The organism is Desertivibrio insolitus (assembly GCF_017355965.1).
GTDB lineage: Bacteria > Actinomycetota > Actinomycetes > Actinomycetales > Microbacteriaceae > JAFIQW01.
In genome coordinates this window covers 117,650-130,144 of the sequence record NZ_JAFIQW010000006.1, presented here as the reverse complement: position 1 = coordinate 130,144, position 12,495 = coordinate 117,650, and the positions used below count along the sequence as shown (strand labels likewise).

Genomic DNA, 12,495 nt, shown 5'->3' with positions numbered 1-12,495 from the left:
AGCGGCCCGCTTCGGCGCGCTCCCGCGGCACTCGTCGGCGACGGGAGTGCCTCCGGCATCACTCGAAACGGACGCCCGAGGACGACTCCCCCAGCGCCTTGCGGACGGCAGTCTGGGCGATGGCCCCGGAGTAGCCCTTGCGCTGGAGGAACCCGAGGAGGCGACGCTCGGCGGTGACGCGGTCGAGCGAGCGGAGCTGCGGGGCCCTCTTGCGCGCGAGCTCGTCGGCGCGGGTGACCTCGTCGTCGCCGTCGAGGTCGTCCAGGGCGAGCGTGATCGACTCGGAGTCGAGGCCGCGCCGCTTCAGCTCGCCGACGAGAGCGCTGCGCCCGAGCCGCTTGCGCTCGGTCAGGGTGCGCACGAGCGTGCGGGCGAGTTCGGCGTCGTCGAGCAGGCCGACCCCCTCCAGCCGGGAGAGTTCGGCCTCGACGATGTGCTCGGGAAGTTCTCGGGAGGTGAGGGTGCGCCGGAGCTCGCTCGTCGACACCCCGCGTCGGGTGAGTGCGTGCATGCTGACGCGCTCGGCCCGGGCTGCAAGGGCATCGTCGTCGGGCTCGGCCGCTTCCTCGCCCACGGGCTCGGTCCGGCGGCCGCGGCGGCGGTCCGCCGGCTGTTCCGGTTCCACGGTCTCGAGCAGGCGTGACATCCGCTCCATCGCCGGTGCGAGCCGCGGGTCTGCCGAGCGCTCCCGATCGGCGCGGGCGGTGTCGCTTTCCTCGACCGCGCCGCTCCACTCGTTGTCGGCGCCGGCGCCGGTGCTCCCCGTGCCGACGTCCGGCGTGCCGTCCTGGACGGGCGGCACCGCCGTGAGCGCCGCGCGGGACACGGGACGTCCCTTGCCGGCGGGGTGCCGGGGCGAGAGCGGCTCGGGGTGGAAGTACTGCTCGTCGGCGGCTGCCCGGTCGTCAACCGCGGCCGAGTCGTCGGCGGCAGCCGAGTCGTCGGCGGCAGCGTCCGGTGTCACCTCGTCGAGGTAGTCGTCGGACCCCTCGACGTGCCAGCCGTCGACGCCCCGGGCGGGGTGCGTCTCCTCGTCACGAGGAGGACGCACCCCCGGGAAGTAGCTCACCCTGGCGAGGTGCTCGCGAGGCGAGCTCATACTCAGGCGCCCTTGCGGGCCGGAACCTTCTGCACGGGAGCCTTCTGCGCCGGAGCCTTCTGGGCGGGCGCTGCCGGAGCGTCGGCGGCGGGAGCCGGGGCGGCGACCACGGGGCCGATGCCGAGCTTCGCCTTGATCTTCTGCTCGATCTCGAGGGCGATCCTCGGGTTCTCGATGAGGAAGTTGCGGGCGTTCTCCTTGCCCTGGCCGAGCTGGTCGCCGTCGTAGGTGTACCAGGCGCCGGACTTGCGGACGATCTCGTGCTCGACACCGAAGTCGATGAGGCTGCCCTCGCGGGAGATGCCCACGCCGTACAGGATGTCGAACTCGGCCTGCTTGAAGGGCGGGGCCATCTTGTTCTTCACGACCTTGACGCGGGTGCGGTTACCGACCGCCTCCGTGCCGTCCTTGAGGGTCTCGATGCGACGGATGTCGAGACGCACCGACGCGTAGAACTTGAGCGCCTTACCGCCGGAGGTCGTCTCCGGGCTGCCGAAGAAGACACCGACCTTCTCGCGCAGCTGGTTGATGAAGATCGCCGTGGTCTTGGTCTGGTTGAGGCCACCCGTGAGCTTGCGCAGTGCCTGCGACATGAGGCGGGCCTGGAGACCGACGTGCGAGTCGCCCATCTCGCCCTCGATCTCGGCGCGGGGCACGAGCGCGGCGACCGAGTCGATGACGACGAGGTCGATGGACCCCGAGCGGATGAGCATGTCGGCGATCTCGAGCGCCTGCTCACCGGTGTCGGGCTGCGAGACGAGCAGCGAGTCGATGTCGACGCCGAGCTTCTTGGCGTAGTCGGGGTCGAGGGCGTGCTCGGCGTCGATGAACGCCGCGATGCCGCCGTTGCGCTGGGCGTTGGCGATCGCGTGCAGCGTGAGGGTCGTCTTACCCGAGGACTCCGGGCCGTAGATCTCGATGATGCGGCCGCGCGGGAGCCCTCCGATACCGAGGGCGACGTCGAGCGCGATGGACCCCGTGGGGATCACCTCGACGGGAGCGCGCTCGTCGCTGCCGAGGCGCATGACGGTGCCCTTGCCGAACTGGCGGTCGATCTGCGCGAGGGCGGTCTCGAGGGACTTCTCGCGGTCGGCGGGTGATGGCATTTCTTCTCCTGATGTCGAGGTGGGGGCGCCTACAGACTGTCGTTCGCTGCCCGGCCGATGAAGCAAGGCCGGCCAGCACTTCGACAAGGCTGGTGCAGCGATTTCGCTCGATCAGGACGCTACGTGCCACCTCCGACATGGGAACCGCCGGAGGGGGCTGTGGTGAAGAGTTCGAGGGTTCTCGCCGTTGTGAAGGAGAGTACGCCCGTTCGAACGGATGTTCGAGAGGCGCGCGGCGTGTCGAACACGGCGCGGCGCTACTCCTTGGGCGGCAACTGCCCCACGCCGTACCGGCGGTTCTCGGGCACGTCCATCGCCTCGCACAGGGCGAGCCAGACCTCGCGGGCCGGCACGCCGTCGCGGAGCGCCTGCTCCGCGGTGCGGTCGCGCAGGGGCGTGAGCACGAGGTCGCGGGCGATGCTCTTGGCGTAGGCGTCGCCGAACTCGTCGCTCATCGCCTGCCAGAACTCACTCAACCGCATCCCGCAAACCTAACAACCCGCGGGCGGCGCGACCTCCGCACGCACGGACACCACGGACTGGCGAGGCGTCTCCGGAGCCACCCGGCCCCGAGACCACGGAAGCCCCGAACACGCTGGAGCCGGCGGAACTCATGGGCCCCCGGACGCACGAAAGCCCCGGACCAGCCGGGGCTTCCATGGACGTTTCAGACGACGATCACCGAACGGCGAGGCTCGGGTCGTACTCGGCGACGAGCTCGTCGGGCACGTTGTCGGGCACGGGGCTGAGCCCCTCGATGACGGCGAGGCGGTCGCCCACCTCGCGCATGATGACACTGATCGGCGTGTCGAGCGCCTCGGCGACGGAGGCGAGGATCTCGCTCGACGCCTCCTTCTGCCCGCGCTCGACCTCGCTCAGGTAGCCGAGGGCGACGCTCGCCTTGCTCGCCACCTGACGAAGGGTGCGCCCCTTCTGCAGGCGGAAGTCACGGAGCACGTCACCGATCTCTTGACGGACGAGAACCATGGGACCCTCCCCTTCTAGCGCAACCGAACCGCTTGGTCGACGGTGCCCGGGGGCTCCGGCCGAGTTGAGCAACAGTACATTGCCCTGACTCGAAAAACATAACCGGCGCGGTCTGCGTAAGTCTTGTGAATCACCATCTGTAACCGGACCGAAACGGTGGGTATTCCCTACGAGAAGGGGGGCGTCCCTAGGGGGCGTCGACGGGGAGAGCCACCCGCTCCGCCATCATCCGCAGCACGTGCGACACGGTCGAAGCCCGCACCTCGTCGCGCGTGCCGGACAGGGAGAGCTCGCGCGCTTCGCTCCCCTCGTCGGTCGCGACGGCGATGAAGACGGTGCCGGCCCGCTTGCCGCCCTGCGGATCGGGGCCGGCGACGCCGGTCGTCGCGAGCCCGATGTCGGGCAGGCGCCCGTCGATCACCAGGTGTCGCCGGACGCCCTCGGCCATCTGCCGCGCGACCTCCGGATGCACGGGCCCCTCACGCTCGAGGAGGTCGGCGTCGACGCCGAGGAGGCTCCGCTTGATCCCGGTGTCGTAGGCGACGACTCCCCCGGTGACGACGGCCGAGGCCCCGGGCGGGCGGATCAGCTCGGAGACGACGAGGCCTCCCGTGAGCGACTCGGCGACCGCGACCCGCAGCCCGCGCCGCGCGAGTTCTGCGACCAGGTCGACGACGACGGGCATCGCGACATCCGGACGCGGCGGCACCGTCATCGGCGCGGCTCGCGCGAGCGCCAGGCCTTCAGGAGGTAGTCGACGCCGCTCGTGATCGTGAGCACGACCGCGACGGCCATCGCCGCGTAGTCCACCCACAGCACCCAGTCACCGAGCACGCGGTCGAACGGGAAGAGGAACAGCGAGATCGCGATCGACTGCGCGATGGTCTTGAGCTTGCCGCCGCGGGAGGCCGGGATGACGCGGTCGCGCAGGGCGATCATCCGGTAGACGGTGATCCCGAGCTCGCGCAGCAGGATGAGCGCCGTCACCCACCACCACAGCTCGCCGAGCAGCGACAGGGCGATGAGGGCCCCGCCGATGAGCACCTTGTCGGCGATCGGGTCGAGCAGCTTGCCGAGGTCGGTGATGAGGTTGCGCCGGCGGGCGAGGATGCCGTCGACGCTGTCGGTCGCGATCGCGAGCACGAACAGGGCGGCCGCGGTCCAGCGCAGCGCGCCGTCGTCGCCGCCGTCCGCCAGCAGCATCCACACGAAGACGGGCGCGAGGAGGATGCGCAGGATCGTGATGATGTTCGCGATGTTGCCGTTCGAGACCGGGGTGTCGCCGCCCCGGATCACCCGGCCGCGCATCGATCCCGCCCTGGACGCTGGGTCGACGGCCATGTCACTCCCTGCCGGTCAGCTGCCAGGCGTCCTCATCCGAGGACACCTCGACTTCATCGTAGGCAGCGCCGGCGGGCGTTGCCTGGGACGCAGCCGGGGCGGCGGCGGATGACGCGGGCGCGTCCTCCCCCTTGATCCGGGCGATGACGCCGGGCAGCTGCTCGGCCGTGACGAGGACGTCGCGGGCCTTCGAACCCTCGCTGGGGCCGACCACCTCGCGGGACTCGAGCAGGTCCATGAGCCGCCCCGCCTTGGCGAACCCGACGCGGAGCTTGCGCTGCAGCATCGAGGTCGAGCCGAACTGGGAGCTGACGATGAGCTCGGCCGCGGCGATGAGCAGCTCGAGGTCGTCGCCGATGTCGGAGTCGATCTCGCGCTTCTCGGTGACGGCGGCGACGTCGTTGCGGTACTCGGGCTGCGCCTGCCGCGTGACATGCTCGACGACCTTGGCGATCTCGCTCTCCTGCACCCAGGCGCCCTGCACGCGGGTCGGTTTCGCGGCGCCCATCGGCAGGAAGAGGCCGTCACCCTGGCCGATGAGCTTGTCGGCGCCCGGCTGGTCGAGGATTACGCGGCTGTCGGTGACGCTCGTGACCGCGAACGCGAGGCGGGAGGGCACGTTGGCCTTGATCAGACCCGTGACGACGTCGACCGACGGTCGCTGCGTCGCGAGCACGAGGTGGATGCCGGACGCACGCGCGAGCTGGGTGATGCGCACGATCGAGTCCTCGACGTCGCGCGGCGCGACCATCATCAGGTCGGCGAGCTCGTCGACGACGACGAGGAGGTAGGGGTACGGGCGCAGCTGACGCTCGCTGCCCTGCGGCAGGACGATCTCGTTGTTGACGACGGCGCGGTTGAAGTCGTCGATGTGCCGGAACCCGAAGCTGGCGAGGTCGTCGTACCTCATGTCCATCTCCTTCACGACCCACTGCAGCGCCTCCGCGGCCTTCTTGGGGTTCGTGATGATGGGCGTGATGAGGTGCGGGACGCCGGCGTAGATCGAGAGCTCGACGCGCTTCGGGTCGATCAGCACCATGCGCACCTCGGCGGGCTTCGCGCGCATGAGGAGGCTCGTGATCATCGAATTGACGAAGCTGGACTTACCCGAGCCGGTCGAGCCGGCCACGAGGAGGTGCGGCATCTTCGCGAGGTTCGCGACGACGAAGCCGCCCTCGACGTCCTTGCCGACGCCGATCGTCATCGGGTGGGCGCTCTTCGTCGCGGCCGCGGAGCGGAGCACGTCGCCGAGGCTCACCGTCTCGCGGTCCTTGTTCGGGATCTCGACGCCGATGGCGCTCTTGCCGGGGATGGGCGAGAGGATCGTGACCTCGTTGCTCGCGACGGCGTAGGCGAGGTTCTTGCTGAGCGCCGTGACCTTCTCGACCTTGACGCCCTGGCCGAGCTCGATCTCGTACCGCGTGACACTCGGGCCGCGGGTGAAGCCGATGACGCGCGCGTCGACGGAGAACTGCGAGAGCACGCTCGTGATCGCCGCGACGACCTCGTCGTTGGCGGCCGAGCGCGACTTCGGCGGGGTGCCGGGGGCGAGCATCGCGGCCGGGGGCAGCCGGTACTGGCTCGGGGACTGCTGCACGAGACCGGCGAACTCGTCGGGCTCGCTGATCGCGGCGCCTGCGAGCGGGTCTGCGACGCTCTCCTCCTCGGCGACCTTCTGCGCGTCGAGCGGCGCGACCTCGCCCGTGAACTTCTTGACCGCCTCCTCGGCGCGGTCGAGCTCGTCGAAGAGCTCGAGGTCCCAGGGCGCGTCGCTGACGGAGGACGCCGACGACGTCGTCTCGACGGGAGGCGTGAGGTCGATGACATCCGTCACCTGCTCGGCAGGAGCCTTCTTCTGCGACTTCTCCGGCAGCACCGGGGTGTCGTAGGCCGGGTCCTCCTCGCGGCCGGTCTTGTTGCGTCGCCACCAGGGCAGCGCTCCCGCCGACTCGTCCTCGAGCGCGAGGTCGTCGAGCCTGCCGAACTGGCCGGTCTCCTCCTTGCCCTTGCGGCCCTTCGCGGCCGCGGGAGCCTGCTCCTCCTCGGTGGTCTCGGCGCCGAAGAGCCAGACGTAGAGCTCGCGCAGCCGGGCGCCGACGCGGTTCGGCGGGGTCTTCGTGATGATGAAGACCGAGAGCAGCACGAGCAGCGAGAGCACGGGCGTCGCGAGCCAGGCGGTGCCGAGCGCGACGAGCGGAGAGGCGAGCAGCCAGCCTGTGATGCCGCCGCCCGCCGCGAGCACGACGATGCCCTGGACGGGCTGCGGCTGCCCGCCGAACACGTGGCAGAGCCCCGCGACGGCGACGATGAACAGGCTCAGCCCGATGCCGATGCGGGTGTTGTCGTGCACGCTCGCCGGATGGCGGAACAGCCAGATCGCGAAGACGAACATGATGATCGGCAGCGCGAAGGCGACCCGGCCGAAGAGGCCGCCGAAGGTCCAGGCGTCGAGCGTCACCGCGACGGGCGCGCCGGGATTGAACCACTCGACGACGGCGCCGACAACGGCGAGCAGGAGCAGGAAGAAGGGCAGTCCGTCGCGGCGCTCCTCCTTCGCGAGGTCCTCCTTGCCGAGGGCGCGGGCGGCGCCGCCGGCCAGGTGGGCCATGCCCATCCAGGCGGAGACGAAGACGCTCTGACGCTCCTCGACGATCGGCGCCTTGGTGCTGCGGCTCCGCGGGGCCGGTTTCGAGTTCTGCGGCAGGCGCTTCGTGGGCGCGGTGCGCGAGGAATCGCGGGCGCGCGAAGACGAAGAGCTCGAAGCCATGCGTCAACGCTAACCGCGGCCCGCGTTCCTCCCGGCGGGACACGCGTGGGCGATACCCCGCCGTTACTCGCCGCGGAGGCGCATCCGCTCCTGATCCGTGGCGACGAGCGCGCGCTGCAGTGTCGCGAACCGGTCGGGGTCGGCGGCGCGGTCGAGCCGCTGCAGCTGACCGAGGAGGTCGGCCTTCAGCCGCAGCAGGTCGCGCTCGATCAGGCGGGCGGTGATTCCCTCGCAGTACGCGTCGAGGGCGCGCCCCTCCCGCTCGGGCAGCGGCGCGACGCTCAGTTCGCGCACGAGCGTCTCGAAGCCCTCCGGCACCTCGCGGGCGACCCGGTCGACCCAGGCGGGCGTGCCGAAGTCGTCGAGGCTCACCGCGATCGCGTCGCCCACCACGGCGAGCACCCGATTGTCCCAGCGGATGCTCGCGACGCGCGCCACCCGCTCCTTCCCCGTTTGCTCGGGGTGCTGCAGCATCGCCATGAGGGCGTCGCGCTCGAGGCGGGTGATCGGGTCGATCGGCAGGTCGACGATGGAGGGACCGCGCGGCGCCGGCGCGGGCTGGCCGGCGTCCGCGTACGGGTTGTACTCCGGCTCGTAGGGCTCGTAGGGCTCGTCCGGCGGCGGGGGCGCGTCGTGGGCGGCAGGGCGCGACGCGCCGGACTGCGGGCGCCCGCCGCGGTCCGGGCGCGCCGACCCGTCCCGGCGGGTCGAGTCGGGGCGCTGCGGCGGGCGGCCCGGACGCGACGAGGTCTGCGCGGCACGGGCGCCGGCGTCGGCCTGCTTGCCGCTCCCCCGCGACGCGGCGCGGACCGCGCGCCCAACCTCGTCCGGGTCGAGCCCGAGCCATCCGGCGAGGGTGCGGGTGTAGCCCACCGAGAGCGCGGAGTCGCGGATGCCGGCGACGACGGGCGCGGCCGCGCGGAGGCCGGCGACGCGGCCCTCGACGGTCTCGAGGTCGTGCTGGGCGAGCTCGCGCCGGATCATGAACTCGAACATCGGCTTCTTCGTCGCGACGAGGCGGCGCACCGCGTCGTCCCCGCGCTTCAGCCGGAGATCGCAGGGGTCGAGGCCCTCGGGGGCGACCGCGACGAAGGTCTGCGCGGCGAACCGCTGCTCCTCGGCGAAGGCGCGGCTCGCGGCCTTCTGCCCGGCCTCGTCGGGGTCGAAGGTGAAGACGACCTCGCCCGCGCCGGAGAGCGCGGCGCCGGAGAAGTCGCCGAGCACCCGGCGCACGACCTTGATGTGGTCGACGCCGAACGCGGTGCCACAAGTCGCCACGGCGGTCGTCACTCCCGCGAGGTGGCACGCCATGACATCCGTGTAGCCCTCGACGACGACGACCTGCTTGCCGCGGGAGATGTCGCGTCGGGCGAGGTCGAGCCCGTAGAGCACCTGGCTCTTGCGGTAGATCGGCGTCTCGGGGGTGTTGAGGTACTTGGGGCCCTGGTCGTCGTCGAAGAGCTTGCGGGCGCCGAACCCGAGGGTCGCACCGGTGACGTCGCGGATGGGCCAGACGAGCCGGCCGCGGAAGCGGTCGTAGAGGCCGCGCTCCCCCTTGCCGCAGAGGCCCGCCGTCACGATCTCCTGGTCGGTGAAGCCCTTCGAGCGCAGGTGCGAGGAGAGCGCGTCGTAGGACTTCGGCGCGAAGCCGCAGCCGAAGCGCTCGGCGGCGGAGCGGTCGAAGCCTCGGTCGCCCAGGAACTTGCGCGCCTCCGCGGCCTGCGGGGTGCGCAGCTGCTCGACGAAGAACTCCGCGGCCGCGGCGTTCGCGGCGAGCAGCCGGGCGCGCTGACCGTGGTCGGATGCCTGGCCGCCGTCCTCGTAGTGCAGCTCGAAGCCGATCCGCGCGGCGAGCCGCTCGACCGCCTCGGTGAAGGTCGCGCCGTCCATCTTCTGCAGGAAGGTGAAGACGTCGCCGTCCTCGCCGCAGCCGAAGCAGTGGTAGCGCCCGACCTGCGGGCGGACGTAGAAGCTCGGGCTCCGCTCGTCGTGGAAGGGGCAGAGGCCCTTCAGCGAGCCGACACCGCCGCTCTTGAGCGCGACGTGGTCGCCGACGACGTCCGCGATGTTGACCCTGGCCCGCACCTCGTCGATGTCGTCGCGGCGGATCAGCCCTGGCATGCGCACATTGTAAGAAGCCTCACCGCTTGACCAGGCGCTCGTGCCACGCGATCGCGGACTGGTCGGTCAGCGAGGCGACCTGGTCGACGACGGCACGCTTGCGCGCGGCATCCGTCGTCGCCGCGCGCCAGTCGGCGGCGAAGCCCGGGTCGAGCTCGGCGGGACCGGCGTCGAGGAGCACGTCGGCGAGGTCGGCGAGCAGTTCCCGCTGCTGGGCGTAGATCGGCTGACGGCGGGTGTGGGCCATGACGTGCGCCGCGACGATGCCCTTCAGCACCGCGATCTCCGCGCTGATACCCCGGGGCACGACGACGTCGGCGCCGTAGCGGGCGAGCAGCATCTGCGGGTGGGTCTCGCGCGTCGCCTCCGTGGCCGCGCCCGCGAAACGCCCGATCAGCTGACTCGTCAGGTTCTTCAGGCGCGCCTGGTCGAGGCGGGACCCGTCGTACTCCTCGAGCCAGAACGGTAGGTCGGTGAGCCGCTCGAACGCCTCCGAGAGCTCGTCGCGGTCGAGCGCCCCGCCGCTCCAGGTGAAGATCGTGCCGATGAGGGCGTCGCGCTCGTCGCGGGAGCCGAGGCGGGCGACGTCGAGGTACCCGCCGACCACCGCGTCTTCGAAGTCGTGGACCGAGTAGGCGATGTCGTCGGAAAGGTCCATCACCTGGGCCTCGATGCAGAGCCGCCGGTCGGGGGCGCCGTCGCGCATCCAGCGGAAGGCGTCGGCGTCGTCGGCGTAGAAGCCGAACTTCTGCCGCCCGCTGGGGTCGCCGACCGCCGTGCTCTTCGGCCAGGGGTACTTGCAGCTCGCGTCGAGGCTGGCGCGCGTGAGATTGAGGCCGTAGCTGCGCCCGTCGTCGCCGACGACCTTCGGCTCGATGCGCGTGAGCAGGCGGAGGGTCTGCGCGTTGCCCTCGAAGCCGCCGATGTCGTCGGCCCACTCGCTCAGGGCGAGTTCGCCGTTGTGCCCGAACGGCGGATGCCCGAGGTCGTGGGCGAGGCAGGCGGTGTCGACGACGTCCGGGGCGAGACCGAGGCTCGCGGCGAGCTCGCGCCCGACCTGGGCGACCTCGAGCGAGTGCGTCAGGCGGTTGCGGGCGAAGTCCAGGCCACCGGTCGGGCTGAGCACCTGCGTCTTCGCGGCGAGGCGGCGCAGCGCGCTCGAGTGCAGCAGGCGCGCGCGGTCGCGGGCGAAGTCGCTGCGGCGGTTCGAGTGCCGCTCCGGCAGCCAGCGCTGGGTGTCGCGGGTGCCGTAGCCCGGGAGCAGGGCGATCGGGACGCTCTCGCCGAGCGCGGCCTCAACCACCGCTCACGCTCGACTCGGCCTCGGTGAGGTCGGCGCGGTGCGGGTCGGAGAGCTCCTGCGACTCGAGCCAGCGCTCCGGCAGCGCCGGGCTCTTCGGGCTGCCGGCGCGGCCGCGCGGGCCCTCCGCGGCCTCGCCGGGGTAGGGCTGCTCCCAGTCGAGGGTCGCGAGCAGGTCGTCCAGCTGCGCGAGGGACTCGACGGTCGCGAGCTTCGCCCGCAGGTCGCCGCCGACGGCGTAGCCCTTGAAGTACCAGGCGACGTGCTTGCGGATGTCGCGGCAGGCGCGCTCCTCGCTGTCGAAGAACTCGACGAGCAGCTCGGCGTGCCGGCGGAACGTGCGGGCGACCTCGCCGAGGGTGGGCGCGGCGGTGGCGCGCTCGCCGCGGAAGGCGGCGGCCAGATCGCCGAAGAGCCACGGGCGGCCCAGGCATCCGCGGCCGACGACGACGCCGTCGCACCCGGTCTCGTCGACCATGCGCAGGGCGTCGTCGGCGCTCCAGATGTCGCCGTTGCCGAGCACCGGCACGCTCGTGATCGTCTGCTTGAGCTTCGCGATGGCCGACCAGTCGGCCTGGCCCGAGTAGAACTCTGCGGCGGTGCGGGCGTGCAGCGCGATGCTCGCGACGCCGGCGCCCTCCGCCGCCTTGCCCGCCTCGAGGTAGGTGAGGTGGTCGGAGTCGATGCCCTTGCGCATCTTGACGGTGAGCGGCAGCGGCCCTGCGGCCTCGACGGCGCGCTCCACGATCTCGCGGAACAGCCCGAGCTTCCACGGCAGCGCCGCTCCCCCGCCCTTGCGGGTGACCTTGGGCACCGGGCATCCGAAGTTCAGGTCGATGTGGTCGGCGCGGTCCTCCGCGACGAGCATCCGCACCGCCTCGCTGACCGTGTACGGGTCGACCCCGTAGAGCTGGATCGAGCGCGGGGTCTCGGATTCGTGATGCGTGATGAGCCGCATGCTCTCCGGGGTGCGCTCGACGAGGGCGCGGCTCGTGATCATCTCGCTGACGTAGAGGCCGGCGCCGAACTCGCGGCACAGGCGGCGGAAGGCCGTGTTGGTGATGCCCGCCATGGGTGCGAGCACGACGGGCACGTCGAGGTCGAGCGGGCCGATGGAGAGGCCGCGGGCGGGAGCGGGAGCGAGGGACATCGCCCCCGATTCTCCCAGATCAGGCCGCTCGAAGCCGACCGCTGTGCACGGGGGCGTCGTCCCCGCCCCTGGGAAGGGAATGTCGTCGTGCTCCTGGCGGTTGCCGGGAACATGGACGGACGCACGAGGGTCGAGACGGATGCCGCAAGGCGCGGGCTCGAGGTCGAGATCGTGAAGCGCCCCGAGGCGCGCTCCCTCGAGGAGGCGGCCGGGCTGCTCGGCATCCGACCCGCCGACATCGTGAAGTCGCTCGTCGTGCGCCGCCACGACGGCACCTATCTCTTCGCGCTCGTGCCGGGCGACCGCCAAATCTCGTGGCCGAAGCTGCGCGCGGTCGTCGGCGTCAACAAGCTGCGCCTGCCGGAGCCGGAACTCGCCCTCGAGGCGACGGGGTACGAGCGCGGCACGATCACTCCGCTCGGCTCGACCACCGCGTGGCCTGTGTACGCGGACGAGACGATGAGCGGCCGCCGGATAGCGATGGGTGCCGGCGAGCACGGGCACAGCGCCTTCGTCGACGCCGATTCGCTGATCAGCGCGTATTCGGCGACGGTCGCAGACATCACGGATCCGATCGCGGGCTGACTCGCCGGTCGTACGATGACAGGACTCTGCCGGGATGCC

The 12,495-nt window shown here is 71.5% G+C and carries 11 protein-coding genes; 1 reads left to right on the top strand and 10 read right to left on the bottom strand.

The features are described 5' to 3' along the window. Positions 1-58 precede the first annotated feature (58 nt). From JUB10_RS14755 to dusB, 10 genes are all read right to left on the bottom strand, one after another. Entirely contained in the window at positions 59-1,099 is a 1,041-nt protein-coding gene (locus JUB10_RS14755; RefSeq protein WP_242682634.1) for a regulatory protein RecX, read from the bottom strand. A 2-nt stretch (positions 1,100-1,101) separates the two neighbouring features. Next, the gene (recA, locus tag JUB10_RS13575) at positions 1,102-2,205 is read right to left on the bottom strand and encodes a recombinase RecA (RefSeq protein WP_207457579.1); all 1,104 of its coding nucleotides are present in this window, start codon (positions 2,203-2,205) and stop codon (positions 1,102-1,104) included. A gap of 257 nt (positions 2,206-2,462) precedes the next feature. Beyond that, on the bottom strand, positions 2,463-2,687 hold the full coding sequence (locus JUB10_RS13570; RefSeq protein WP_207457577.1) for a DUF3046 domain-containing protein: 225 nt from the start codon (positions 2,685-2,687) through the stop codon (positions 2,463-2,465). 196 nt (positions 2,688-2,883) lie between these two features. Next, positions 2,884-3,192: a helix-turn-helix domain-containing protein gene (locus JUB10_RS13565; RefSeq protein WP_207457576.1), complete on the bottom strand. Its 309-nt coding sequence runs from the start codon at positions 3,190-3,192 to the stop codon at positions 2,884-2,886. A 187-nt stretch (positions 3,193-3,379) separates the two neighbouring features. Then, positions 3,380-3,907: a CinA family protein gene (locus tag JUB10_RS13560; RefSeq protein WP_207457574.1), complete on the bottom strand. Its 528-nt coding sequence runs from the start codon at positions 3,905-3,907 to the stop codon at positions 3,380-3,382. Next, positions 3,904-4,533, bottom strand: coding sequence for a CDP-diacylglycerol--glycerol-3-phosphate 3-phosphatidyltransferase (pgsA, locus tag JUB10_RS13555; RefSeq protein ID WP_207457572.1), 630 nt, complete (start codon positions 4,531-4,533; stop codon positions 3,904-3,906). The genes JUB10_RS13560 and pgsA overlap by 4 nt, the downstream gene beginning before the upstream one ends. Position 4,534: 1 nt before the next feature. Further along, positions 4,535-7,300, bottom strand: a complete 2,766-nt coding sequence (locus tag JUB10_RS13550) for an FtsK/SpoIIIE family DNA translocase (protein ID WP_207457570.1) — start codon at positions 7,298-7,300, stop codon at positions 4,535-4,537. 63 nt (positions 7,301-7,363) lie between these two features. Next, a complete protein-coding gene (gene dnaG, locus JUB10_RS13545; protein WP_207457568.1) occupies positions 7,364-9,421 on the bottom strand; it encodes a DNA primase in 2,058 nt (685 codons plus the stop codon). A gap of 19 nt (positions 9,422-9,440) precedes the next feature. Then, complete coding sequence (locus tag JUB10_RS13540; protein ID WP_207457651.1) at positions 9,441-10,691, bottom strand: deoxyguanosinetriphosphate triphosphohydrolase; 1,251 nt, start codon at positions 10,689-10,691, stop codon at positions 9,441-9,443. Between the two features lie 25 nt (positions 10,692-10,716). Next, positions 10,717-11,871 (bottom strand): tRNA dihydrouridine synthase DusB, encoded by a 1,155-nt coding sequence (gene dusB, locus JUB10_RS13535; RefSeq protein WP_207457566.1) that lies wholly within the window; start codon positions 11,869-11,871, stop codon positions 10,717-10,719. A 111-nt stretch (positions 11,872-11,982) separates the two neighbouring features. Here dusB and JUB10_RS13530 point away from each other — a divergent pair, with 111 nt between their 5' ends. Beyond that, a complete protein-coding gene (locus JUB10_RS13530) occupies positions 11,983-12,456 on the top strand; it encodes an aminoacyl-tRNA deacylase (RefSeq protein ID WP_207457649.1) in 474 nt (157 codons plus the stop codon). Positions 12,457-12,495: the final 39 nt, after the last annotated feature.

Coding starts and splice junctions, on each gene's coding strand:
- JUB10_RS13560 (WP_207457574.1), bottom strand. CDS start 3,907: ATGACGGTGCCGCCGCGTCCGGATGTCGCGATGCCCGTCGTCGTCGAC.
- pgsA (WP_207457572.1), bottom strand. CDS start 4,533: ATGGCCGTCGACCCAGCGTCCAGGGCGGGATCGATGCGCGGCCGGGTG.
- recA (WP_207457579.1), bottom strand. CDS start 2,205: ATGCCATCACCCGCCGACCGCGAGAAGTCCCTCGAGACCGCCCTCGCG.
- dusB (WP_207457566.1), bottom strand. CDS start 11,871: ATGTCCCTCGCTCCCGCTCCCGCCCGCGGCCTCTCCATCGGCCCGCTC.
- JUB10_RS14755 (WP_242682634.1), bottom strand. CDS start 1,099: ATGAGCTCGCCTCGCGAGCACCTCGCCAGGGTGAGCTACTTCCCGGGG.
- JUB10_RS13530 (WP_207457649.1), top strand. CDS start 11,983: ATGGACGGACGCACGAGGGTCGAGACGGATGCCGCAAGGCGCGGGCTC.
- dnaG (WP_207457568.1), bottom strand. CDS start 9,421: ATGCCAGGGCTGATCCGCCGCGACGACATCGACGAGGTGCGGGCCAGG.
- JUB10_RS13570 (WP_207457577.1), bottom strand. CDS start 2,687: ATGCGGTTGAGTGAGTTCTGGCAGGCGATGAGCGACGAGTTCGGCGAC.
- JUB10_RS13565 (WP_207457576.1), bottom strand. CDS start 3,192: ATGGTTCTCGTCCGTCAAGAGATCGGTGACGTGCTCCGTGACTTCCGC.
- JUB10_RS13550 (WP_207457570.1), bottom strand. CDS start 7,300: ATGGCTTCGAGCTCTTCGTCTTCGCGCGCCCGCGATTCCTCGCGCACC.